This window comes from Pseudomonas sp. (assembly GCF_030690725.1).
Classification (GTDB): domain Bacteria; phylum Pseudomonadota; class Gammaproteobacteria; order Pseudomonadales; family Pseudomonadaceae; genus Aquipseudomonas.
The window spans coordinates 1-24,418 of record NZ_JAUYGD010000040.1 but is presented as its reverse complement, the minus strand read 5'-3'; the positions used below and the strand labels follow the sequence as shown (position 1 = coordinate 24,418).

The following is a 24,418-nucleotide window of genomic DNA, read 5'->3' as shown; positions in this document are numbered from 1 at the left end:
TGCCGCTTAGTGCGACACGTCTTGTTCGTACCGAGAGCGTAATTCAGCAGCGGCTACAGGCGGCCCAAGTCGTTTACCAGGGCCAGCAACATCACCCCGATGACCAAACTGATACCGATCTGCATCCCCCAACCCTGTATCCGTTCGGACAGCGGGCGACCACGCACCCACTCGACCAGATAAAAAAGCAGATGCCCCCCATCCAGCACGGGGATAGGCAACAAATTAAGAACCCCCAGACTAATGCTCAAGTAGGCGAGAAATTTAAGAAAATCACTCAAACCTGACTCAGCAGAAGCGCCCGCCACTTTAGCAATGGTTATCGGCCCGCTCAAGTTTTTTACCGAGAGCTCGCCAAACAGCATTTTCTTCAGGGAATTAAGGGTCAGAACGCTCATTGCCCAGGTGTTTTTGACACCTTCGGCGATGGCTTCCAGGGGACCGTAACTGACTTCGCGCAACATCTCAGGCGGCCATTCGCCACCCGCAACACCTGCACCCAGATAACCACTGAGCGACTCACCCTCACCGCGCGCAGCCAGGGTGAGCGGAACATCCAGTTGTTGACCTTGACGCTCCACCAGCAAACCAATCTTTTTACCCGGCAAGCCACGGACCTGATCCACCAACTGCTGCCAATCAGCCAGCGGCTGACCATCCAACGCCAGCAGACGATCACCGACCTGCAAGCCCGCCGAAAATGCCGGGCCTTCAGGGTCAAGCTGCGCCAGCACCGGCGGCAGCACGGGACGCCAAGGCCGAATGCCCAAAGAGGCGATAGGGTTAGGCTCATCGGCGCCACGCAGCCAGTTATCCAGCACGATCTGCCGCGGACTGTCGACCGACGAACCCGGCTCGCGCACCGCCAGATCCAAACGACCGCTTTCACCCAAGCGACTGACCAGCTGCAGATTCACCGCAGCCCAACCAGTGGTGGGCTTACCATCAATTGCAATGATCTCCTGGCCGGCCTGCAGGCCAGCGACATCGGCCAGACTGCCCGCCTCGACCGCGCCGATAACCGGGCGCACCTGCTGGCTGCCCAGCATCGCCACAACCCAGAAGAACAGCAGCGCAAGCAGGAAATTCGCCACCGGCCCGGCCGCCACAATGGCAATACGCTGCTGGACCGACTTGCGATTGAACGACTGATCAAGCAGCTCCGGCGGCACATCGCCTTCGCGCTCATCGAGCATTTTCACGTAGCCGCCCAGCGGGATGGCGGCCACTACAAACTCAGTGCCCTGGCGGTCATGCCAACGCAGCAACGGGCTGCCAAAGCCGACGGAAAACCGCAGCACCTTGACCCCACAACGACGAGCGACCCAGAAGTGCCCGTACTCGTGAATGGTTACCAGCACGCCCAACGCAACCAGGGTGCCGACCAGCATATAAAGCGCACTCATCAAACGTCTCCGCGTCGGCGATCAGCGCCGACTCAGCCATTGCTCAGCCAGATCACGGGCCCGACCATCAGCGGCCAGCACCGTATCCAGACTCTCAACCGCCAGGGCGGGTTCAGTATGCAGAACGTCTTCGATCATACTCGCGATCTCGGGAAAGCGGATGCGCCGCTCCAGGAACGCCGCAACCGCTACCTCGTTGGCCGCATTGAGCATGGCCGGCGCCGTCCCGCCGGCCTGGGCCGCCTCACGCGCCAGACGCAAACAAGGAAAGCGCTGCTCGTCCGGCGCCTGGAAGTCCAGCCGCGCGATGGCAAACAGATCCAGCGGCGCCACACCCGAGTCAATCCGCTCCGGCCAGGCCAGGGCATGACTGATCGGCGTGCGCATATCCGGATTGCCCAACTGGGCCAGCACCGAACCGTCGACATAATCGACCAGCGAATGGATCACGCTCTGCGGATGCACCACCACCTCAACCTGAGCAGGTTTGGCATCAAACAACCAGCAGGCCTCGATCAGCTCCAGGCCTTTGTTCATCATGCTCGCCGAATCGACCGAAATCTTGCGCCCCATCGACCAATTGGGGTGCGCGCACGCCTGCTCGGGAGTAACTGCATGCAACTGCTCCAACGGCATTTCGCGAAACGGCCCGCCCGAGGCGGTGAGCAGAATACGCCGCACCCCAACTTGCGACAGGCCGCGGGCGTAGCCACCCGGCAGGCACTGAAAAATCGCGTTGTGCTCACTGTCGATCGGCAGCAGTAAGGCGCCGCTTTTACGCACAGCCTGCATAAATAGCGCACCTGACATCACCAGGGCTTCTTTGTTGGCCAGCAGCACCTTCTTGCCGGCCTCGACCGCCGCCAGAGTCGGCGGCAAGCCCGCCGCACCGACGATGGCGGCCATCACCGCATCCACTTCAGGATGCGCTGCCACCTCACACAAACCTTCAGGGCCATGCAGCACCTGAGTGGCCAGACCGGCAGCGCGCAAACCTTCCTGCAGGTGACGAGCCGCTAGAGCCTGCGGCACCACAGCGAAGCGTGGGCGATAGATCATGCACAGCGCTTCCAGCTCAGTCAGACGACTGAAGCCGGACAACGCGAATACTTGATAACGCTCAGGATGGCGCGCAATGACATCGAGGGTGCTTAGACCGATCGAACCGGTCGCCCCCAGCACGGTAATCTGCTGCGGGTGACTCACAGCGCGCCCCAGCCCGCCAGCCACAGCAACGCGGCGAACACTGGGATAGCCGCCGTCAGGCTGTCGATACGATCTAGCACGCCGCCATGGCCCGGCAGCAGATTACTGCTGTCCTTAACCCCCGACTGGCGCTTGAACATGCTTTCGGTTAGATCGCCGACCACCGAGATCAGCACCACCACGGCGGTGCCGAGCAAACCCAGCAGCAGGCTGGCAAACGACCAGTCACGGTAAATTGCTACGCCCAGGCAAATCAGCAGAGTCGCCAGCAGACCACCGAACACCCCTTCCCAGCTTTTACCGGGACTGACCTGCGGGGCCAGCTTGCGCTTGCCGAAGCGCCGGCCGGCGAAATAGGCGCCGATGTCCGCGCCCCACACCAACACCATCACCGCGAGAATCAGCCAGTTTGCTTCAGGCCACTGCTTGAACAACACCAGGCCCTGCCAGGCTGGCAGCAGAATCAGCAAGCCGATCAGCAATCTGACCGGAGCCTGCGTCCAATAACGGCTGCTGGCGGGATAACCCAAGACCAGAAAGGTCGCCGCCGCCCACCAGACAACCCCAAGCAACAGCACCCAAGGCGCCAGCGCGGGCAGCAGATACAAGCCAAACAGCAACGCCGCTACCAACGCGGCGTAAGCAACACGCTGCACCTGCGCAGTAAAACCTGCCAGACGCGCCCACTCCCAGGCACCTAGACCGACCACTGCGCCAATAAACAGCGCAAACAGCGCGCCATTAAGCAGAAAGAAGCCACCCAGGGCGAATGGCAACAGCACCAGCGCGGTGATAATTCGTTGTTTGAGCATCAGCTACGGGCCTCAGCAGCCACCTGATCGCTGGTTTTCCCAAAGCGACGCTGGCGGCTAGCAAAATCGGCCAAGGCTTTGCGCATGGCGTCGTGTTTGAAATCCGGCCAAAACAGGTCGGAGAAATACAACTCGGTGTAAGCCAGCTGCCAAAGCAGGAAGTTGCTGATGCGGTGCTCGCCGCCGGTGCGGATGCACAGATCCGGCAGCGGCAAATCGCCCGTCACCAGACAGCTCTGCAGCAACTCGGGGGTGATGTCCTCGGCGCGCAAATGGCCGCCTTGAACTTCACGGGCCAAACGCTGCGCGGCCTGGGCAATATCCCACTGGCCACCATAGTTGGCCGCCACCTGCAGGACAAAGCGCTTATCGCCGGCAGTCTGTGTCTCGGCCTCACGCATCGCGGCCTGCAACTCAGGGTGAAAGCGCGAGCGATCACCGATGATGCGCAGACTGATGTCATTGGCATTGAGCTTCTTCGCCTCGCGGCGCAATGCACTGAGAAACAGCTCCATCAGCGCACTGACCTCATCAGCCGGGCGCTGCCAGTTTTCGCTGGAAAAGGCGAACAGCGTCAGCACCTCGACCCCAGCCTCAGCGCACACCTCGATCACCGCGCGCACCGCATCGACACCGGCTTTATGGCCAGCAACGCCGGGCAGCAGACGCTTCTTCGCCCAGCGATTATTACCGTCCATGATGATCGCCACATGCCGTGGCACGGCGAACGGACTACCGTCTTTGGTCTTTTCCATGACGATGTCCTGGCCGTTAAACGGCCATCAGATCCGCTTCTTTCTGCTTCACTGCGACTTCGATTTCCGCGACGAACTTGTCGGTCAGCTTCTGGATTTCGTCGGCGGCACGGCGCTCTTCGTCTTCGCTGATTTCCTTCTCCTTGACCAGGTCTTTCAACTGGCTCAAGGCATCACGACGGATATTGCGCACGGCTACACGGCCATCTTCAGCCGCGTCACGGGCCTGCTTGGTGAAGCCCTTGCGGGTTTCTTCAGTCAGCGCTGGCATGGAGATCAGCAGCAGCTCACCCAGGTTGGTCGGATTGAAGCCCAGACCGGAGCTCTGGATCGCTTTATCGACAGCCGCCAGCATATTGCGCTCGAAGGCTACAACCTGCAGGGTGCGCGAGTCCTTCACAGTGACGTTAGCGACCTGGTTCAGCGGGGTGTCAGAGCCGTAGTAAGGCACCATCACACCGCCGAGGATGCTCGGGTGCGCCTGACCGGTACGGATTCGGCTGAAGGCATGGAGCAGCGATTCCAGGCTCTTCTGCATGCGTACCTGAGCGTCTTTCTTGATCTCATTGATCATGTTTATCTTCCTCAATCAGAGTGCCTTCAGCGCCGCCGACTACAACGTTCAGCAGGGCACCGGGCTTGTTCATGTTGAAAACGCGCAGCGGCATATTATGGTCGCGGCACAGACAGATGGCCGTCAGATCCATTACGCCCAGCTTGCGGTCGAGCACCTCATCGTAAGTCAGGCGCTCGAACTTCTCGGCATGCGGGTCTTTGAATGGATCGGCAGTGTACACACCATCCACCTTGGTCGCTTTGAGCACCACGTCAGCATCGATTTCGATGGCGCGCAGGCAAGCGGCCGAGTCGGTGGTGAAGAACGGATTACCAGTGCCAGCGGCGAAAATCACCACCTCACCGGTTTTCAGATGACGCAGCGCCTTGCGCCGGTCGTAGTGATCGGTCACCCCAACCATGGAGATGGCCGACATGACGATTGCCGGAATATTCGAACGCTCCAGCGCGTCGCGCATGGCCAAGGCGTTCATCACGGTAGCCAGCATGCCCATATGGTCGCCGGTGACCCGATCCATACCCGCCGCGCTCAGCGCCGCGCCACGGAACAGGTTGCCACCACCGATCACCAAGCCGACCTGCACACCGATACCGACCAGTTGGCCGACTTCCAGCGCCATGCGGTCAAGCACCTTGGGATCGATGCCGAAATCTTCCGACCCCATCAGGGCCTCGCCGCTAAGTTTGAGCAGAATGCGCTTGTAGCGCGGTTGACGACCACTCATCTGCTGAGCCATTGCGAGTCTCTCCTGCGGCGTTTGAATTCTGTGCAAACCTTCGGTTCGCTTTTATCGAGCGCTTCGACAGCGCCCCGAGTCATTGGTGCCAATGCCCCAACCACTCCACAGCTTAGCTGTGCCCTCAATTTGACAAAGAGGCCGCGCGCGTTAGCGGGCAGCCTCTTTGGGGCAACAGCGGTTAGCCGTCTTACTGCTTGCTGGCAGCAGCTACTTGCGCAGCAACTTCTTCAGCAAAGTTGTCGACCGGCTTCTCGATGCCTTCGCCAACCTTGAAGTAGGTGAAGGAAACGATTTCAGCACCGGCTTTCTTGGCCAGAGCACCGACCTTGATTTCCGGATCCTTAACGAAGGCTTGCTCAACCAGGCTGGCTTCAGCAAGGAACTTCTGGATACGACCAGCAACCATCTTCTCGACGATTTCGGCCGGCTTGCCCTTGATCTTGTCTTCGTTGAGGCTGACGAACACGGCTTTCTCGCGCTCGATGGCTTCAGCGGAAACTTCCGAAGGCAGCAGGAACTCAGGGTTGCTTGCAGCTACGTGCATGGCGATGTCTTTGGCCAGGTCGACGGTGCCGCCCTTGAGCACAACCACAACACCGATCTTGTTGCCGTGCAGGTAAGAACCCAGAACGTCACCTTCAATACGCGCCAGACGACGGATATTGACGTTCTCGCCGCACTTGGCAACCAGGGCCAGACGGGCTTCTTCCTGAGCAGCGATCAGCGGCTCAACTTCAGACAGCTTGTCAGCGAAGGCTTTCTCGACACTGGCAGCAACGAAGCTCTTGAAGTCATCCTGCAGAGCCAGGAAGTCGGTCTGCGAGTTAACTTCGAGAATAACGGCAGTCTTGCCATCTTCCTTGATGCTGATGGCGCCTTCGGCAGCCACGTTGCCAGCTTTCTTGGCAGCTTTGATCGCGCCGGAAGCACGCATGTCGTCGATGGCTTTTTCGATGTCGCCGCCAGCCTTGGTCAAGGCCTTCTTGCAATCCATCATGCCTTCGCCAGTACGCTCACGCAGTTCTTTAACCAACGCTGCAGTAATTTCTGCCATTTCAAAATCCTCTGGATAGGTTGTTAACCATTCCACCCGCCAAAAACGGGCGCTCAATTCGTAACACATTGCCGACAATGACTAGGAACAATTGCAACTGCACGTCGGCGATGGTTTTCAAGGTGGCAAAAAGGGGGCCAAGCCCCCTTTTTGCGAACTAAGCAAACGCTATACGCGTTTTACTTAGCCTTCAGCAGCTTCTGCAGCCGGGGCTTGCTCGACGAACTCGTCGGTGCCGCCGTTAGCGTTGGTGCGACCACGGATTACCGAGTCAGCCATTGCACCCATGTACAACTGGATGGCGCGGATGGCGTCATCGTTACCTGGGATGATGTAGTCAACGCCTTCCGGGCTGCTGTTGGTATCGACGATGCCGATAACTGGGATACCCAGTTTGTTGGCTTCGGTGATAGCAATGCGCTCGTGGTCAACGTCAATCACGAACAGAGCGTCTGGCAGACCGCCCATGTCCTTGATACCACCCAGACTGCGATCCAGTTTTTCCAGATCACGGGTGCGCATCAGGGCTTCTTTCTTGGTCAGCTTAGTGAAAGTACCGTCCTGGGACTGAACTTCCAGATCACGCAGACGCTTGATCGAGGCGCGGATGGTTTTGTAGTTGGTCAGCATGCCGCCCAACCAGCGATGATCGACGTACGGCGAACCGCAACGTGCTGCTTCTTCAGCAACGATCTTGCCAGCGGAACGCTTGGTGCCCACGAACAGAATCTTGTTTTTGCCCGAAGCCAGTTTCTCAACGAAGGACAGTGCTTCGTTGAACATTGGCAGGGTTTTTTCAAGGTTGATGATGTGGATCTTGTTGCGCGCGCCGAAAATGTATTTGCCCATTTTCGGGTTCCAGTAACGGGTCTGGTGGCCGAAGTGCACACCGGCCTTCAGCATATCGCGCATGTTGACTTGGGACATGATAGTTCCTTGATAAGTCGGGTTAGGCCTCCACGTATCCCGATCTCCAACCCGGCGAACTTGTCGCAAGGCACCCAGGAAACCGTGTCGATACGTGTGTGGGTTTAAGCTTTCGGGCACACAGCCCGCAAAGCGGCGCGTTTTATACCATAAAAGTCAGGGGCAAGCTACTCGCAGTAGCGCAACATATGCAGCCGACTCAGCGGCAGGTTTTCACGTGACGCTTATGGCTGGCGGCTTGTAGCTGTTAAGATGGCGCCCTTTCTGTTCGCGTTCGAGAGCCGCACATGACCGTCACCATCAAAACGCCCGACGAAATCGAGAAAATGCGTGTAGCCGGTCGCCTGGCTGCCGAAGTTCTGGAAATGATTGGCGAGCACGTCAAGCCCGGCGTCACCACCGAAGCGCTCGACCGTATCTGCCATGACTATATTGTCAACGTGCAGCAGGCCATCCCTGCGCCGCTCAATTACAAAGGCTTCCCCAAGTCGATCTGCACCTCGGTCAACCATGTGGTCTGCCATGGCATCCCGAATGACAAGCCGCTGAAAGAAGGTGACGTGATCAACATCGACATCACCGTGATCAAAGATGGCTACCACGGCGATACCAGCAAGATGTTTATGGTCGGCAAAGTGCCCGAGTGGGCTGAGCGCCTGGCCAAGATCACCCAGGAGTGCATGTATAAAGGCATCGAACTGGTCAAACCCGGCACGCGCCTGGGCGACATCGGCGAAGTGATCCAGAAGCATGCCGAGAAGAACGGCTTTTCCGTAGTGCGCGAATACTGCGGCCACGGCATTGGCGCGGTGTTCCATGAAGAGCCGCAAGTGCTGCACTACGGCCGCGCCGGCACCGGCATGGAACTGAAGGAAGGCATGACCTTCACCATCGAGCCGATGATCAACCAGGGCCGCCCGGAAACCCGCACCCTGGGTGACGGCTGGACCGCGATCACCAAGGACCGCAAGCTCTCAGCCCAGTGGGAGCACACCATTCTGGTGACGGCTGATGGCTACGAGATCTTTACCCTGCGCAGTGATGACACCATCGCCCGCACATCGGCCTGAGCCTCTCGCTGAGTCTGCTGTATAGATAGAAGGAAGGCCGCAATGCCGCAGGTAGATCCCGAGCTGTTCGACCGCGGCCAGTTCCAGGCGGAACTGGCCCTAAAGGCCAGCCCTATTGCGGCATTCAAGAAGGCCATTCGCCACGCCCGTGAAGTGCTCGACGGGCGTTTTACCAGCGGCCGTGATGTACGCCGCCTGGTCGAGGACCGCGCCTGGTTTGTCGACCAGATCCTGCGTGAAGCCTGGGATCGCCTGTCCTGGAGTGAAGACGCCGACATCGCCCTGCTGGCCGTCGGCGGCTATGGCCGGGGCGAGCTGCACCCCTTCTCCGACATCGACCTGCTGATCCTGCTCGACAATGCCGACCACGAGACCTTCCGCGAGCCCATCGAACGCTTCCTTACCCTGCTGTGGGACATCGGCCTGGAAGTCGGGCAAAGCGTGCGCAGCGTGGATGAGTGCGCCGAAGAGGCGCGCGCCGACCTGACGGTAATCACCAACCTGATGGAAAGCCGCACCATCGCCGGCCCCGAACGCCTGCGTCAGCGCATGCAGTTGGTTACCAGCACCGAGCAGATGTGGCCGAGCAAGCAGTTCTTCCTGGCCAAGCATAAAGAGCAGCGCGCCCGTCACGGCAAATACAACGACACCGAATACAACCTGGAACCCAACGTCAAAGGTTCGCCCGGCGGCCTGCGCGATATCCAGACCATTCTCTGGGTGGCGCGCCGGCATTTCGGCACGCTGAACCTGCACGCCATGGTCGGCCAGGGCTTTTTGCTGGAAAGCGAATACGCCCTGCTCGCCTCCAGTCAGGAATTCCTCTGGAAGGTGCGCTACGCACTGCACATGCTCGCTGGCCGCGCCGAAGACCGTCTGCTGTTTGACCACCAGAGCAAGGTAGCGGCCCTGCTGGGTTACGAAGACAGCGACAGCAAGCGCGCCATTGAGCGCTTTATGCAGAAGTACTACCGCGTGGTGATGGCGATCGCCGAATTGAGCGATCTGATCGTCCAGCACTTTGAAGAGCAAATCCTCAACGCCGGCGAAATTGGCCAGGCCACGCCGCTTAACAGTCGTTTCCTGCTGCGGGATGGCTATATCGAGGTCGCGCACCCCAACGTCTTCAAGCGTACGCCGTTTGCCATCATGGAAATCTTCGTCCTGATGGCGCAGCACCCCGACATCAAAGGCGTGTGCGCCAATAGCATTCGCCTGCTGCGCGAGCACCGTCACCTGATCGACGATGATTTCCGCCGTGACATCCGCAACACCAGCCTGTTCGTTGAACTGTTCAAAAGCCCGCAAGGCATTCATCGTAATCTGCGGCGGATGAACCGTTACGGCATCCTCGGCCTGTACCTGCCGGAGTTCGGCCATATTGTCGGGCAGATGCAGCACGACCTGTTCCACATCTATACGGTCGATGCGCACACCCTGAACCTGATCAAGCACCTGCGTAAGTTCAAGTGGACCGAGCTTGCGGAAAAATTCCCCCTGGCCAGCAAACTAATCGACAAGCTGCCAAAGCCAGAGCTGATCTATATGGCTGGGCTTTACCACGACATCGGCAAAGGCCGTGGCGGCGACCATTCGGAGCTCGGCGCAGTGGATGCCGAAGCCTTCTGCGTACGCCACCAGCTGCCAAACTGGGACTCCAAGCTGATCGTTTGGCTGGTGCAACACCACCTGGTGATGTCCACCACGGCGCAGCGCAAGGATTTATCCGACCCACAGGTAATCTTCGATTTCGCCCGCCTGGTCGGCGACCAAACCCGCCTGGATTACCTCTATGTGCTGACCGTGGCCGACATCAACGCCACCAACCCTAGCCTTTGGAATTCCTGGCGCGCCAGCCTGCTGCGCCAGCTGTATACCGAGACCAAGCGTGCGCTGCGCCGCGGCCTAGAAAACCCACTGGACCGCGAAGAGCAGATACGACTGACGCAGATCGCCGCTCTGGACATCCTAGTGCGCGGCGGCACCGACCCGGATGATGCCGAGCAACTCTGGTCGCAACTGGGTGACGACTACTTCCTGCGCCACACGGCATCTGACGTGGCCTGGCACAGCGAGGCGATCCTGCAACACGGCAACAACAGCGAGCCGTTAGTACTGATCAAGGAAACCACCCAGCGCGAGTTTGAAGGTGGCACGCAGATCTTCATCTACGCCCAGGATCAGCACGACTTCTTTGCCGTGACCGTGGCGGCCATGGCCCAGCTCAACCTGAACATCCATGACGCGCGGATTCTCACCTCCACCAGCCAGTTCACCCTCGACACCTACATCGTGCTCGAAGGCGAAGGCGGCTCGATTGGCGAGAACCCAGTGCGGATCAAAGAGATTCGCCAGGGCTTGGTCGACGCATTGAAGAACCCAGACGACTACCCGGCCATTATCCAACGCCGGGTACCGCGCCAGCTCAAGCACTTTGCTTTTGCGCCGCAAGTGACCATTCATAACGATGCGCACCGACCAGTGACCATCCTCGAAGTCACCGCACCGGATCGACCAGGCCTGCTGGCGCGAATCGGGCGGATTTTCCTCGACTTCGACCTGTCGCTGCAGAATGCCAAGATCGCCACCCTGGGCGAGCGAGTGGAAGACGTGTTCTTCGTCACCGATGCGCACAACCAGCCGCTGTCCGACCCCGAGCTGTGCACGCGCCTGCAGGAAACCATGGTCGCGCAGCTGTCGGACGCGCCAGGCCCGCAGGTCGAACAGAGCCGAATCATTATTTAAACCACTTGCCCTTACCTTGAGCCGCCTGCATCCCGATGCGGGCGCTGGCACAACTCAGGAAGCAACAATGAACGACGCGTTAAACCAGCTGCAGCCCTACCCGTTCGAAAAGCTCCGCGCCCTGCTGGGCAGCGTGCAGGTAGCCGCCGACAAGAGCCCGATTGCCCTGTCGATCGGCGAGCCGAAACACCGCTCGCCAGAGTTTGTCGCTGAGGCGCTGCGCGCCAATCTTGACCAGCTTGCGGTCTACCCGACCACCCTGGGCATTCCGGCGCTGCGTGAAGCCATCGCAAACTGGTGCGGTCGCCGCTTTGGCCTGCTGGCCGGCGTGCTCGATCCGGCGCGCCACGTGCTGCCGGTCAACGGCACCCGCGAGGCACTGTTTGCCTTTACCCAAGCGGTGGTCAAACGTGATGCGGATGGTTTGGTAGTCAGCCCCAACCCCTTCTATCAGATCTATGAAGGCGCAGCTTTTCTCGCCGGCGCGCAGCCACACTACCTACCCTGCCTGGAAGAACACGGCTTCAACCCGGATTTCGATGCCGTCAGCGACGACGTCTGGCAGCGCTGCCAGATCCTCTTCCTCTGCTCGCCCGGTAACCCGACTGGCGCGCTGATCCCGCTGCCGACGCTGAAAAAGCTGATCGCCCTGGCCGATAAATTCGACTTCGTGATCGCCGCCGACGAGTGCTACAGCGAGCTGTATTTCGATGAAGGCAACCCGCCAGCCGGCCTGCTGACCGCCTGTGCCGAATTGGGCCGCAACGACTTCAAACGCTGCGTGGTGTTCCACAGCCTGTCCAAGCGCTCCAACCTGCCAGGCCTGCGTTCGGGCTTCGTCGCCGGCGACGCCGACATTCTGAAATCTTTCCTGCTGTACCGTACCTACCACGGCTGCGCCATGCCGGTACAAACCCAGCTGGCCAGCGTCGCCGCCTGGAACGACGAAGCCCACGTCAAAGCCAACCGCGACCTGTACCGCGAGAAGTTCGACGCAGTGCTGGCGATTCTGCAAGGCGTGCTGGATGTGCAGCGCCCGGATGGCGGCTTCTACCTGTGGGCAAAAACCCCGATAGACGATGAAACATTTACCCGCGAGCTGTTTGCCCGCGAGCATGTCACCGTGGTGCCCGGCTCGTACCTGTCGCGCGCGGTGGACGGCAGCAACCCAGGCGCCGGCCGTGTGCGCATGGCCTTGGTCGCACCGCTGGCCGAGTGCGTGGCCGCAGCCGAACGTATCCGCGACTTTGTGAAGAGCCTCTGATGAGCAAGACCCTGTTTGGCATAAAAGCCTGCGACACCATGAAAAAAGCTCGCACCTGGCTCGACGAGCACGGGGTAAGCTACGCCTTTCATGATTACAAAGCCTGCGGCATAGACCGTGGCAACCTGGAAAAGTGGTGCAATGAGCATGGTTGGGAAACCATCCTGAACCGTGCAGGCACCACCTTTCGCAAGCTGGACGAGGCGCAGAAAAGCGACCTCGATCAGCACAAGGCGATCGAACTGATGCTCGCCCAACCGTCGATGATCAAACGCCCGGTGCTGGATCTCGGCAACAAGACCCTGGTTGGCTTCAAAGCCGACCGTTATGCCGCCGAACTGGTTTGAACCAGCCGGCCCACACGAATTTGCGGTAAGGAAAACAGCATGAGCACAACCCTCTTCAGCCTGGCTTTCGGCGTTGGCACCCAGAACCGTCAGGGCACCTGGCTGGAAGTCTTCTACGCCCAGCCACTGCTCAACCCGAGCAGCGAACTGGTCGCCAAAGTGGTGGAAAAACTCGCCTACCAGGGCGGCAACCAGGCCATTGCGATCAACAACAGCCAGGCCGGCGATCTGGCCGAAGCGCTGAAAAATGTCGACAGCCTGCAGTCCGCCCTGCTCACCCGTCTGGCCGAAAGCCAAAAGCCGCTGGTGGTCACCCTGCTCGCCGAAGACGCTGCCCTGACCAGCACGCCTGAGGCCTACCTCAAGCTGCACCTGCTGTCGCACCGCCTGGTCAAGCCGCACGGCCTGAACCTCACCGGGATCTTCCCGCTGCTGCCGAACGTGGCCTGGACCAGCCAGGGCGCCGTCGACCTCAGCGAACTGGCTGAGCGTCAACTGGAAGCGCGCCTGAAAGGCGACCTGCTGGAAGTCTTCTCGGTGGACAAGTTCCCGAAAATGACCGACTACGTGGTGCCGGCTGGCGTGCGTATTGCTGACAGCGCACGCATCCGCCTGGGCGCTTACGTGGGCGAAGGCACCACCGTGATGCACGAAGGCTTCGTCAACTTCAACGCCGGTACCGCCGGCCCAGGCATGATCGAAGGCCGCGTGTCTGCGGGCGTATTTGTCGGTAAGGGTTCGGATCTGGGCGGCGGCTGTTCGACCATGGGCACTCTGTCCGGTGGCGGCAATATCGTCATTTCGGTGGGCGAAGGCTGCCTGATCGGCGCCAACGCCGGTATCGGCATCCCATTGGGCGACCGCAATACCGTGGAGTCCGGCCTGTACATCACCGCCGGCACCAAGGTGGCGCTGCTGGATGCCGACAACAAGCTGGTTAAGGTGCTCAAGGCCCGCGACCTGGCTGGTCAGCCGGACCTGCTGTTCCGTCGCAACTCGCAAACCGGCGCTGTGGAGTGCAAAACCCACAAGTCGGCTATCGAGCTGAACGAAGCCCTGCACGCCCATAATTGATCTAGAGATGCCTGACCGTAGGGTGCGCCGTGCGCACCACAAGCCCATGTGCGCCCCGGTGCGCACGGCGCACCCTACGGGATAGTTTTGTAGGATGGGTTGAGCATTGCGATACCCATCACGCTCATTATGGGTATCGCTGCGCTCAACCCATCCTACGGTCTCGATTGCCTGCCCATGCCTATCCATTCCCCCTGGCGTGCTGACTTCCCTGGTATTCAGGCCCTTGCGGCTGAAGGCCAGACCTATCTGGACAGCGCCGCCACCGCACAAAAACCCCAGGCCATGCTCGATGCCCTGCTCGGCTATTACGCCGGCGGCGCAGCCAACGTGCATCGCGCCCAGCATCTGCCGGGCGAGCGTGCTACCCGCGCCTTCGAAGCCACACGCGAGAAGATCGCACGTTGGCTAAATGCGCCCGACGCGCAGCAGATCATCTTTACTCGCAGCGCCACCGAAGCCTTCAACCTGCTGGCCTACGGCCTGGAGCAGCGTCTACAACCTGGCGACGAGATCGTCATCAGCACGCTAGAACATCACGCCAACCTGCTGCCCTGGCAGCAACTGGCACTGCGCCGGCAGCTCAAGCTGGTGGTGTTACCGCTGGATAACCATGGCCTGATCGACCTCACGCACGCAGCGCAGCTGATCGGTCCGCGCACCCGCCTGTTGGCGGTCAGCCAGCTATCCAACGTGCTCGGTTGCTGGCAACCGCTGGAGCAGTTGCTCGCACTGGCAGAGGCGCAAGGCGCGCTGACTCTGGTCGATGGCACCCAGGGTGTGGTGCACGGTCGCCAGGATATGCAGGCGCTGGGCTGCGACTTCTATATCTGCTCCAGCCACAAACTCTATGGCCCGGACGGCGTCGGCCTGCTCTATGGTCGCCCGCAGGCCTTGGAGCAGCTGGCGCACTGGCAGTTTGGCGGCGAGATGCTGCTACACACCGACTACAGCAACGCCAGCTTTCGCCCCGCGCCGCTGGGCTTTGAGGCCGGTACGCCACCGATTGCCTCGGTGATCGCCCTTGGCGCCAGCCTGGATTACCTGAGCAACCTCGATGCCAGCGCCGTTAGCGCCCACGAAACAGCCCTGCATAGCGAGCTACTTACTGGGCTGCGACAGCGTCAGGACATACGCCTGCTCGGCTCGCCCACTGTCGCCCTGGCCAGCTTTGTGGTCGACGGCGTGCACAACGCCGACCTCGCTCACCTGCTGACCGAGCAAGGCATTGCCGTGCGCGCCGGCCATCACTGCGCTATGCCGCTGTTGCAGGGCCTCGGCCTGAGCGGGGCGATTCGCGTATCCCTGGGGCTGTATAACGATGCCGACGATCTACAGCGTTTCTTCAGCGCTCTGGATCAGGCCCTGGAGCTGTTGCAGTGAACCTACCCACCAACGCGCAAGCTGCGTTGCAGGCCTTTAGCGCCTGCCCCGGCTGGGAGCAGCGCGCACGCCTGTTGATGCAGTGGGGCGACCAGCTTGCCCAGCTCAACGACGCAGAACGCTGTGAAGCCAACCGGGTGCAAGGCTGTGAAAGTCAGGTGTGGCTGCTGGCCGAGCGCGACGGCGCACACTGGCAGTTTCGCGCCAGCAGCGATGCACGGTTGCTGCGCGGCCTGCTCGCGCTGCTGCTGGCGCGGGTCAATGGTTTAACCCAGGCCGAACTGGCGCAGCTGGATCTGCCGGACTGGTTTACTCAGCTCGGCCTGGCGCGCCACCTGTCGCCCTCGCGTAGCAATGGCCTACAGGCCGTGCTCACGCGGATGCAGCACTTGCTGGATACGGCCGATCAGGGCGCAGCGCGCCACTGATCGGCATTGCCGGAATACAAGGCCTGCTGCAAACGCTCCAACTCACCGTTCTGCGCCAAGCGGCGCAAACCGCTATTGAATACCTTGCGCAGCTGATCGGCTTTGGCATCGCCCTTGCGAAACAGCAGGTGCAGCGGCTCGGTATTCAACAGCCGTGGGTTATGAGTGATTGCCGCGCGTGCTTCTGGAGTAAACATCCGCCGCAGCATGGCATAGCCCACAGCGCGGTCTTGCGGATGAAAATCCACGCGCCCCAGCTCCAGCAAGCGAAAACCGGTGTCTTCCTTGCCGCTTTGCTGCACCTGCAACTGCCCGTTCTGCACCGCCGCATCAAACTGCGGGCCATAGGAATAGCCCAGGGTGGTGGCGATGCTAAAAGCCTTGAGGTCTTCCACATGCTGCCAGTCGAGTGCTCGGTCCTTACGCTGGAACAGCACCACTTCGCCCTTCACCACCGCATCGCTGCAGGTACTAACACGCTGACGGGCGCTGTTACAGATATACGGCATCACCGCATCCAGGCCGCCCTGTTCGAGCATCAGCAGGTTGCGATCCCAGGGGTAATAGACCAACTCGACCTGATAACCGGCCGCCTTGAAAATATCGCGCACCAGTCGCGACAGGGCGCCGCCATCTTCGCGTTGCTGATCGACGTAGGGCACCCAGTCACCGGTGCCAATCCGCACAACCGGGTTGGCATGGGCGCTCAGGCAGGCAGAAAGCGCTGCAAACAGCAGCACAGATCGCGGGATATGACGTAACACATGACGCAACAGGGACAACACAGCACACCTCAAAAGAGAACTACCAGCACATCCCTGCTGAACATCGACCGCAACCGGTCATTCTTTACATCTTAGCCAACATCAACATTTGCGGGCCGCCGCTCCGCCGGTCGCCGCGTACCGGCGACCAATTTATCGACGATGCGCGCAGCGGCCACCATGCCGAAGGTGGCGGTCACCATCATCACCGCACCAAAACCGCCGGCGCAGTCGAGCTTGACCCCTTCGCCGACAAAGCCCTTGTACTGACACACCGTGCCGTCGGGCTTGGGATAGCGCAGCTGCTCGCTGGAATACACGCACGGCACGCTGTAGTTGCGCCCTGGCGTGCGCGAGAAACCGTAGTCGCGGCGCAGGGTGGAACGCACCTTGGAGGCCAGCGGATCGTTCCAGGTCTTGTTTAGATCGCCGACCTGGATCTGCGTCGGGTCGATCTGCCCGCCTGCGCCGCCGGTGGTGATCACCTGAATCTTGCGCCGCTTGCACCAGGAAATCAGCGCGGCCTTGGCGTTGACACTGTCGATGCAGTCGATCACCGCATCCAGCTGCTCGGTGATGTACTCGGCCATGGTCTCGCGGGTCACAAAATCCGCCACCGCATGCACCACGCAGGCCGGATTGATTGCGCGAATACGCGCCGCCATCACCTCAACCTTGGGCTGACCGACCGTGCTATCGAGGGCATGCAGCTGGCGGTTGCTGTTGCTGACGCAGACATCATCCAGATCGAACAGGGATATCTCACCAACCCCGGAACGCGCCAAGGCTTCCGCAGCCCAGGAGCCCACGCCGCCAATGCCAACCACCGCCACATGCGCAGCCGCCAGCCGTTCGGCACCCTCGCGGCCATACAGTCGTGCGATTCCGGCAAAGCGTTGTTCATCCACAGGCATTTTTCTCTCTCGCAAGCCACAAGCGGCGCGCATTATAGGTAGTCGGCAAGCTGCGCCCAAGCGCTGTCTGAGTCTAAACCGACCTAACCGATGAACAGCAATAGCACATAGCCACCAGAGGAACCTTCAAGGCCGCCCATCGTCCCATCAATATGCCGACCCGCCACGCTATACAGCCCAATGGCGGCGGCGTAGCATGCGCCACCCGACGCTCGTCGCTTTTTATTGCCCCTTCGCTGGACCTGCACACTATGCCTTCGCGTAAGTTTGGACTGAACCTGGTCATGTTCCTGGCAATTGCCGCCGTGTTTACCGGTATCTGGGCGCTGTACAACCGCCCGGTAACCGCACCGGACTGGCCGGAACAAATCTCCGGATTTTCATTTTCACCCTTCCGCGCCGGGCAGAACCCGCAGCAGGACACCTACCCCAGCGATGAGCAAATGCGTGCCGACCTGGAGTTGCTGAGTACGCAAACCGACAACATCCGCACCTACTCGGTAGACGGCCCGCTGGGCAATATCCCGTTGCTGGCCGAAGAGTTCGGCCTGCGCGTAACCCTGGGTATCTGGATCAGTCCGGACTTGGAGCGCAACGAGCGGGAAATCGTCAAAGCCATCGAAATTGCCAACAACTCACGCAGCGTGGTGCGCGTGGTGGTCGGTAACGAAGCCCTGTTCCGCAGCGAAGTAACCCCAGAGAACCTGATTGCTTACATCGACCGCGTGCGCGCAGCAGTCAAGGTGCCGGTGACCACCTCCGAGCAGTGGCACATCTGGCAGGAATACCCGGAACTGGCACAACACACCGACCTGGTCGCGGCCCACGTACTGCCCTACTGGGAGTTTGTGCCGATGGAAGACGCCACCGAGTTCGTCCTCGAACGCGCCAAGGACCTGAAAAAACTCTTCCCGAAAAAGCCCCTGCTGCTCTCCGAGGTCGGCTGGCCGAGTAACGGACGCATGCGCGGCGGCGCCGATGCTTCCCAGGCGGATCAGGCCATCTACCTGCGCACCCTGGTCAACGCGCTGAACGCCAAGGGCTACAACTACTTCGTTATCGAAGCCTTCGACCAGCCGTGGAAGGCCAGCGATGAAGGCTCGGTCGGTGCCTACTGGGGCGTGTACAACCTCGATCGCCAGGCCAAGTTCGCCTTCGAAGGACCGGTGGTGGCAATTCCGCAGTGGCGTTTGCTGGCCATCGCCTCGGTGGTACTGGCCCTGCTCAGCCTCGCCCTGATGCTGATCGACGGCAGCGCCCTGCGCCAGCGCGGCCGCACCTTCCTTACCGTTGTCGCCTTCGCCGGCGGCTCCGCCCTGGTGTGGATCGGCTACGACTACAGCCAGCAATACAGCACATGGTTCAGCACCCTGGTCGGTCTGCTGCTGGGTATCGGCGCCTTCGGCGTGTTTATCGTGCTGCTCACCGAAGCCCACGAGCTGGCCGAAACCGCCTGGACCCGTACGCGCCGCCGGCCGTTCCAGCCGGTGCTAGCCGACAGTGCCTACCGGCCCAAGGTCTCGGTCCACGTGCCCTGCTACAACGAGCCACCGGAGATGGTCAAACAGACCCTCGACGCCCTGGCCGCGCTGGATTACCCGGATTACGAAGTCATCATCATCGACAACAACACCAAGGACCCGGCCGTGTGGGAGCCGGTAGAGGCCTATTGCAAAGTCCTGGGGCCGCGCTTCCGCTTCTTCCACGTCGCGCCGATTGCCGGTTTCAAGGGCGGCGCGCTGAACTACATCCTGCCGCATACCGCGCCAGATGCCGAAGTGGTGGCGGTGATCGACGCCGACTATTGCGTCGACAAGAACTGGCTCAAGTACATGGTGCCGCACTTCAGTGATCCGCAGATTGCCGTGGTGCAGTCGCCACAGGATTACCGCGACGGCAACGAGAATATCTTCAAGAAACTCTGCTACGCCGAATACAAAGGCTTCTTCCATATCGGCATGGTGACGCGCAACGACCGCGACGCGATCATCCAGCACGGCACCATGACCATGATCCGCCGCACGGTGATGGACGAACTGAAGTGGGCCGACTGGACCATCTGTGAAGATGCCGAACTGGGCCTGCGCGTGTTCGAGAAAGGCTACTCCGCCGCCTATGCCCACCAGAGCTTTGGCCAGGGGCTGATGCCGGACACCTTTATCGACTACAAGAAGCAGCGCTTCCGTTGGGCCTACGGCGCCATTCAGATCATGAAGGGTCATGCGCGCAGCCTGTTCCTCGGCAAGGATTCCGAACTCAAGACCGGTCAGCGCTATCACTTTGTCGCCGGCTGGCTGCCATGGATCGCCGATGGCCTGAATATCTTCTTCACCGTCGGTGCGCTGCTCTGGTCGGCGGCGATGATTATCGTGCCGCAGCGGGTCGACCCGCCGCTGATGATCTTCGCCATCCCGCCGTTGGCGCTGTTCTTCTTCAAGCTGGGCAAGATCCTGTTCCTCTACCGCAAGGCCATGGGCGTCGATCTGGTGCGCTCATTCCAGGCGGCGCTGGCGGGCCTGGCGCTGTCGCACACGATTGCCAAGGCGGTGCTCTACGGCACCTTTACCAAGACCATCCCGTTCTTCCGCACACCGAAGATGGCCAGCAACCACGGCATTCTGGTGGCCTTGGCCGAGGCCCGCGAAGAGGTGTTTATCATGCTGCTGCTGTGGGGTTCGGCCATCGGCATCAGCATCGTTCAGGGCTTGCCCAGCGCCGACGTGAAGTTCTGGGTGGCCATGCTCCTAGTGCAATCGCTGCCCTACCTGGCGGCGCTGATCATGGCCCTGCTGTCGTCGCTGCCGGCGCCGCAGGCCAGATCGCAGGAAACCGCTGCGGCCAGCTGATTACAGCCGCGCTTGAATGCCAGACGGCGGCCAATGGCCGCCGTTTTGCTTTAAGATGGCGGCCTTTCCGCTTGATGCCGCCCCGGAGCCGCAATGACCGTCAACGCCACGCCCCTCTCCCCGACGCTGGAGCTTGCCTGCGAGCTGATTCGTCGCCCGTCCGTTACGCCGCTGGATGAAGGCTGTCAGGAACAGATGACACGTCGTCTGGCTGCCTGCGGCTTTACCATCGAACCGATGCGGATCGAGGAAGTGGACAATTTCTGGGCCAGCCACGGCAGCCAAGAGGGTCCTGTGCTGTGCTTTGCCGGCCACACCGACGTGGTGCCCACCGGCCCGGTACAGAACTGGCAGCATCAGCCATTCAATGCCCTGATCGACGAAGACGGCATGCTCTGCGGCCGTGGCGCGGCGGACATGAAAGGCAGCCTGGCGTCGATGATCATCGCCGTTGAGCGCTTTGTCGCCGAATACCCGGACCATAAGGGCCGTATCGCCTTTCTGATCACCAGCGACGAAGAAGGCCCGGCGCACCACGGCACCAAGGCCGTGGTTGAACGCCTGCGCGCACGTAACGAGCGCCTGGACTGGTGCATCGTTGGCGAACCGTCGAGCACCACCCTGGTCGGTGACGTGGTGAAAAACGGCCGCCGTGGCTCGCTCGGCTGCACCCTCAGCGTACGCGGCAAGCAAGGCCACGTGGCCTACCCGCACCTGGCCCGCAACCCGATTCACCTGGCCGCGCCGGCCTTGGCCGAACTGGCTGCTGAGCACTGGGATGACGGCAACGCCTTCTTCCCGCCCACCAGCTTCCAGATTTCCAACCTCAACGCCGGTACCGGCGCGACCAACGTGATCCCTGGCGAGCTGACGGCGGTATTCAACTTCCGCTTCTCCACCGAATCCACGGTCGAAGGCCTGCAGCAGCGCGTCGAGGCAATCCTCGCCAAGCACGGTCTGGATTACCACCTGGACTGGGCCCTCTCCGGCCTGCCGTTCCTCACCGAGCCGGGTGCCCTGCTCGACGCCGTGGCCGCCAGCATCAAGGCTGTCACCGGTCGCGACACCAAACCCTCGACCAGCGGCGGCACCTCCGACGGACGCTTTATCGCCACCCTCGGCACCCAAGTGGTCGAACTCGGCCCGGTCAACGCCACCATCCACCAGGTCGACGAGCGCGTACTGGCCAGTGATCTGGATGTGCTGACCGAAATTTACTATCAAACCTTGGTCAATCTGCTCGCATGTTGATCTGCCCCATCTGCCAGGCGCCGCTGCAAACGCTCGATAACGGCGTCACCTGCCCGGCCAACCACCGCTTCGACCGTGCACGCCAGGGTTACCTGAATCTGCTGCCGGTGCAGCATAAGAACAGCCGCGACCCAGGCGACAACGCCGCCATGGTCGAAGCCCGGCGGCGCTTTCTCGACGGCGGTCATTACGCGCCGCTGGCCAAGCGCCTGGCCGAACTGGCGGCCGGTTATAACCCGGCGCGCTGGCTGGATATCGGTTGCGGCGAGGGTTACTACACCGCGCAGATTGCCGACGCCCTGCCGCAAGCCGACGGCTACGCCTTGGATATCTCCCGCGAGGCGATCAAACGCGGCTGCAAGCGCGCGCCCCAGCTCAACTGGCTGGTGGCGAGCATGGCTCGCGTGCCGCTGAGTGACGCCAGCTGCCAACTGCTGGCCAGCGTCTTCAGCCCACTGGATTGGCAGGAAGCCAAACGCCTGCTCGCCCCCGGCGGCGGCCTGCTGCGTATGGGGCCGACCAGTGAGCATCTGATGGAATTGCGGCAGAAGCTGTATGACGAAGTGCGCGACTACGATGATCAGAAGCACCTGGAGCTGATCCCCGATGGCATGCGCCTGGCCCACAGCGAGACCCTGACCTTTAATCTGCACCTGCAAAGCAGCGAGGCCCGCGCCGACCTGCTGGCCATGACCCCGCACGGCTGGCGCGCCAGCGCCGAGAAGCGCGCGGCGGTAATCGCCGAACCCTGCGACGTGACTGTTGCCATCCGCTACGACTGGATCGAGAGACTATGACCATGCGCCAACCGGATATCGAGATTTACCTGAAAGACGCCGACCACACCGCCATCGGCGAGTGGCTTAACAGCGCACTGGGCAACTGCACGCCCTGGCAGCAGAAAGGCCAGACCTATAAGTGCATGGCCGGTGACGTACCTGTCACCTGGCTGCCCAAGGCTGTCGGCAAATGGAACAGCCTGTTCCTGGAAAGCGACGCCACACCCTGGGCTGACGACCTGGCCTGCGCCCAAGCCGCCTTCACCGCCCTGAATGTTGAAGTGCGTTGCGCACCGGGCGGCTGGCAGGAAGAAGAAAGCGACGAGCAAGCCGACCGCTGGATGCGTATCAGTGCCGATGGGGTGGAGGAAATCACCTGGCGCACGGGCTAACCGAGTGAGTAGCTGGCAAAAGACCAATCGCGCCCCTTACTATTACTAGATAAGGTGTCAGCTATGCTCGCGACAAAATCAAAGGCCTTGAGGGTTAGCCGAGAAGTTATTCCTTATCCTTGAACGCCTGGATCAAAGTTGCAGTAGAGAGCACCAGGCGCAGTGGGTTATTCGTTGACGGCACAAACCCCAGCTTGCGCTGGTAGTAATCGGCAGCTTCCTGGTCTTTCGCGTCGACCACAACAAAAGCCACACCTGATTGCTTAGAAACCGTATACACGCGGCGGAAAAAGTCTGACATCAGCCGTTGGCCAAGCCCCACACCCTGCATACCCTTGTCAACCGCCAGACGACTCAACAGCACTGCCGGCATAGGGTACCGAGGCATCCTCTTTTTCTGCTCTTCACTGAGTTCTTCGAGTGCTACGGAGGCATTCGCCAAGCTGTAGTAGCCCAGCAACACCCCGTCTTCGACATACATAAATGTGCGTGAAACATTGCGTTTCTCATCTTGCCCTGCGTGCTGGGCAATGTACGTATTTAGGGCAGAGTGCACTTCGCAATCAAAGACAGAGCGTTCAATCGACTTGTCGAAGTCGACGGTAATGAAGTGCATAAATGCCCTTAGCGCAAGACAAGCAGGTTGCGAAGCGCCTCAGTGGGCTCTGGGGGGGTATCCAGCAGTTGGTATGCCGTGTTGGCATCAAGCACAGTCATGCCCTCGACGTCAAAACCAACCGCCTTCTCTTCATGCGCAACAGATCGAACGGCCAGTGCCGCAACGACCCTCTTGAGCTCCGCCAGCTCGCGCTCGACGTTCGACAAGTGCGGTGCACGCGCTGAACGATGAGCATTGAGCACCCAGCTTTGACTAAAAGTGCTACCTGCGAGGCTTTTAGTGGCATGCCGCTCAACTACAGCGTCAGCATTCGACAGAAAAGCCGTAATCTTACCGTCCTCACTATGGATGGTAATCGACGGTTTTTTGCCGGCGGTGAGCCGCGTAGTTTTATGTTGAACTGGTTTGCTCACGGTGTATCCCTCTGCGCGCATACAATTTACCACATTTCGCTTGACACCTACGACACAGCCTAAATAACAAAACGGCAACCGCTCCGTAAATGGTTCGACGCTCCTAAAGCGGGGCTTCGGATGCCGAGTTGCGTTAGAGCCAGCATATTTTCCGGTTAAAAAAATACCCCTCATAAAGGGGTATTGATGTGGCCGCAACCTGAAAAGATCCAACTATGTATTAACAAGTGGCTGGACATAGGTTTTGTTTAGCTGGACGTTTACTTCTCGCCCAGTTTCTTCAGTTCTTCGTCACGCAGTTCGCGGCGCAGGATCTTGCCGACGTTGGTGGTCGGCAATACGTCGCGAAACTCCACGGCTTTCGGCACCTTGTAACCGGTGACGTTGGCGCGCATGTGCTCCATAACCTGCTCTTTGGTCAGGGTTTCACCTGGCTTGACCACCACGAAGATCTTAATCGCTTCACCCGACTTCTCGTCCGGCACACCGATGGCTGCACACTGCAGCACGCCCGGCAGGGTGGCCAGCACATCTTCCAGCTCGTTCGGATAGACGTTGAAGCCGGACACCAGAATCATGTCCTTCTTGCGGTCGACGATACGCATGTAACCGTCTTCCTGGATCACCGCGATGTCGCCGGTCTTCAACCAGCC

The 24,418-nt window shown here is 60.5% G+C and carries 23 protein-coding genes and 1 pseudogene; 11 read left to right on the top strand and 13 right to left on the bottom strand.

Features of this window, described 5'->3' with window-relative positions; genetic code table 11:
* Nucleotides 1-53: 53 nt before the first annotated feature.
* The 8 genes from rseP to rpsB form a co-directional block, all read right to left on the bottom strand.
* Nucleotides 54-1,406, bottom strand: a complete 1,353-nt coding sequence (gene rseP, locus Q8O69_RS10630; RefSeq protein ID WP_305591954.1) for a sigma E protease regulator RseP — start codon at nt 1,404-1,406, stop codon at nt 54-56.
* A 21-nt stretch (nt 1,407-1,427) separates the two neighbouring features.
* On the bottom strand, nt 1,428-2,612 hold the full coding sequence (ispC, locus tag Q8O69_RS10625; protein ID WP_305591952.1) for a 1-deoxy-D-xylulose-5-phosphate reductoisomerase: 1,185 nt from the start codon (nt 2,610-2,612) through the stop codon (nt 1,428-1,430).
* Nucleotides 2,609-3,424, bottom strand: coding sequence for a phosphatidate cytidylyltransferase (locus Q8O69_RS10620; protein WP_305591950.1), 816 nt, complete (start codon nt 3,422-3,424; stop codon nt 2,609-2,611). The genes ispC and Q8O69_RS10620 overlap by 4 nt, the downstream gene beginning before the upstream one ends.
* The gene (uppS, locus tag Q8O69_RS10615) at nt 3,424-4,179 is read right to left on the bottom strand and encodes a polyprenyl diphosphate synthase (RefSeq protein WP_305591948.1); all 756 of its coding nucleotides are present in this window, start codon (nt 4,177-4,179) and stop codon (nt 3,424-3,426) included. The genes Q8O69_RS10620 and uppS overlap by 1 nt, the downstream gene beginning before the upstream one ends.
* 16 nt (nt 4,180-4,195) lie before the next feature.
* Nucleotides 4,196-4,753: a ribosome recycling factor gene (gene frr / locus Q8O69_RS10610; RefSeq protein WP_304865980.1), complete on the bottom strand. Its 558-nt coding sequence runs from the start codon at nt 4,751-4,753 to the stop codon at nt 4,196-4,198.
* Nucleotides 4,743-5,492: a UMP kinase gene (gene pyrH, locus Q8O69_RS10605; RefSeq protein WP_304865977.1), complete on the bottom strand. Its 750-nt coding sequence runs from the start codon at nt 5,490-5,492 to the stop codon at nt 4,743-4,745. Before pyrH ends, frr begins: the two co-directional genes overlap by 11 nt.
* A gap of 190 nt (nt 5,493-5,682) precedes the next feature.
* Nucleotides 5,683-6,549 (bottom strand): translation elongation factor Ts, encoded by an 867-nt coding sequence (tsf, locus tag Q8O69_RS10600; RefSeq protein WP_305591946.1) that lies wholly within the window; start codon nt 6,547-6,549, stop codon nt 5,683-5,685.
* A 183-nt stretch (nt 6,550-6,732) separates the two neighbouring features.
* Nucleotides 6,733-7,476, bottom strand: coding sequence for a 30S ribosomal protein S2 (gene rpsB / locus Q8O69_RS10595; protein ID WP_275961183.1), 744 nt, complete (start codon nt 7,474-7,476; stop codon nt 6,733-6,735).
* A 287-nt stretch (nt 7,477-7,763) separates the two neighbouring features.
* Here rpsB and map point away from each other — a divergent pair, with 287 nt between their 5' ends.
* The 7 genes from map (at nt 7,764) to Q8O69_RS10560 (ending at nt 15,787) form a co-directional block, all read left to right on the top strand.
* Nucleotides 7,764-8,546, top strand: coding sequence for a type I methionyl aminopeptidase (gene map / locus Q8O69_RS10590; protein ID WP_305591944.1), 783 nt, complete (start codon nt 7,764-7,766; stop codon nt 8,544-8,546).
* A 42-nt stretch (nt 8,547-8,588) separates the two neighbouring features.
* Nucleotides 8,589-11,291 (top strand): [protein-PII] uridylyltransferase, encoded by a 2,703-nt coding sequence (locus Q8O69_RS10585; RefSeq protein WP_305591942.1) that lies wholly within the window; start codon nt 8,589-8,591, stop codon nt 11,289-11,291.
* A gap of 67 nt (nt 11,292-11,358) precedes the next feature.
* Nucleotides 11,359-12,555, top strand: a complete 1,197-nt coding sequence (gene dapC, locus Q8O69_RS10580; protein ID WP_305591940.1) for a succinyldiaminopimelate transaminase — start codon at nt 11,359-11,361, stop codon at nt 12,553-12,555.
* Nucleotides 12,555-12,902 (top strand): ArsC family reductase, encoded by a 348-nt coding sequence (locus Q8O69_RS10575; RefSeq protein ID WP_289239274.1) that lies wholly within the window; start codon nt 12,555-12,557, stop codon nt 12,900-12,902. Before dapC ends, Q8O69_RS10575 begins: the two co-directional genes overlap by 1 nt.
* Nucleotides 12,903-12,941: 39 nt before the next feature.
* Nucleotides 12,942-13,976 (top strand): 2,3,4,5-tetrahydropyridine-2,6-dicarboxylate N-succinyltransferase, encoded by a 1,035-nt coding sequence (dapD, locus tag Q8O69_RS10570; protein ID WP_305591938.1) that lies wholly within the window; start codon nt 12,942-12,944, stop codon nt 13,974-13,976.
* Nucleotides 13,977-14,153: 177 nt separating this feature from the next.
* The gene (locus Q8O69_RS10565) at nt 14,154-15,359 is read left to right on the top strand and encodes an aminotransferase class V-fold PLP-dependent enzyme (protein WP_305591936.1); all 1,206 of its coding nucleotides are present in this window, start codon (nt 14,154-14,156) and stop codon (nt 15,357-15,359) included.
* Nucleotides 15,356-15,787 carry a SufE family protein gene (locus Q8O69_RS10560; RefSeq protein ID WP_305591934.1) on the top strand — a complete coding sequence of 144 codons (432 nt, stop codon included), beginning with the start codon at nt 15,356-15,358 and terminating at the stop codon, nt 15,785-15,787. Before Q8O69_RS10565 ends, Q8O69_RS10560 begins: the two co-directional genes overlap by 4 nt.
* Here Q8O69_RS10560 and Q8O69_RS10555 read toward each other — a convergent pair.
* Entirely contained in the window at nt 15,766-16,569 is an 804-nt protein-coding gene (locus tag Q8O69_RS10555) for a substrate-binding periplasmic protein (RefSeq protein WP_371136100.1), read from the bottom strand. The genes Q8O69_RS10560 and Q8O69_RS10555 overlap by 22 nt on opposite strands.
* A 74-nt stretch (nt 16,570-16,643) precedes the next feature.
* Nucleotides 16,644-17,465, bottom strand: coding sequence for a tRNA cyclic N6-threonylcarbamoyladenosine(37) synthase TcdA (gene tcdA, locus Q8O69_RS10550; RefSeq protein WP_305591931.1), 822 nt, complete (start codon nt 17,463-17,465; stop codon nt 16,644-16,646).
* Nucleotides 17,466-17,716: 251 nt separating this feature from the next.
* Between tcdA and Q8O69_RS10545 the strand changes: the two genes are divergently transcribed.
* The 4 genes from Q8O69_RS10545 (at nt 17,717) to Q8O69_RS10530 (ending at nt 22,733) form a co-directional block, all read left to right on the top strand.
* A complete protein-coding gene (locus Q8O69_RS10545) occupies nt 17,717-20,311 on the top strand; it encodes a glycosyltransferase (protein ID WP_305591929.1) in 2,595 nt (864 codons plus the stop codon).
* A gap of 93 nt (nt 20,312-20,404) precedes the next feature.
* Nucleotides 20,405-21,562, top strand: a complete 1,158-nt coding sequence (gene dapE / locus Q8O69_RS10540; protein ID WP_305591927.1) for a succinyl-diaminopimelate desuccinylase — start codon at nt 20,405-20,407, stop codon at nt 21,560-21,562.
* Entirely contained in the window at nt 21,556-22,359 is an 804-nt protein-coding gene (locus Q8O69_RS10535) for a putative RNA methyltransferase (protein WP_305591924.1), read from the top strand. Before dapE ends, Q8O69_RS10535 begins: the two co-directional genes overlap by 7 nt.
* A gap of 2 nt (nt 22,360-22,361) precedes the next feature.
* On the top strand, nt 22,362-22,733 hold the full coding sequence (locus tag Q8O69_RS10530) for a hypothetical protein (protein ID WP_305591970.1): 372 nt from the start codon (nt 22,362-22,364) through the stop codon (nt 22,731-22,733).
* 106 nt (nt 22,734-22,839) lie between these two features.
* On the opposite strand, the gene Q8O69_RS10525 is transcribed toward Q8O69_RS10530, so the two are convergent.
* From Q8O69_RS10525 to Q8O69_RS10515, 3 genes and pseudogenes are all read right to left on the bottom strand, one after another.
* Complete coding sequence (locus tag Q8O69_RS10525) at nt 22,840-23,349, bottom strand: GNAT family N-acetyltransferase (RefSeq protein WP_305591922.1); 510 nt, start codon at nt 23,347-23,349, stop codon at nt 22,840-22,842.
* A gap of 8 nt (nt 23,350-23,357) precedes the next feature.
* Nucleotides 23,358-23,765 carry a hypothetical protein gene (locus tag Q8O69_RS10520; protein ID WP_305591920.1) on the bottom strand — a complete coding sequence of 136 codons (408 nt, stop codon included), beginning with the start codon at nt 23,763-23,765 and terminating at the stop codon, nt 23,358-23,360.
* 260 nt (nt 23,766-24,025) lie between these two features.
* Nucleotides 24,026-24,418: pseudogene (locus tag Q8O69_RS10515) on the bottom strand (AMP-binding protein); the annotation flags it as partial.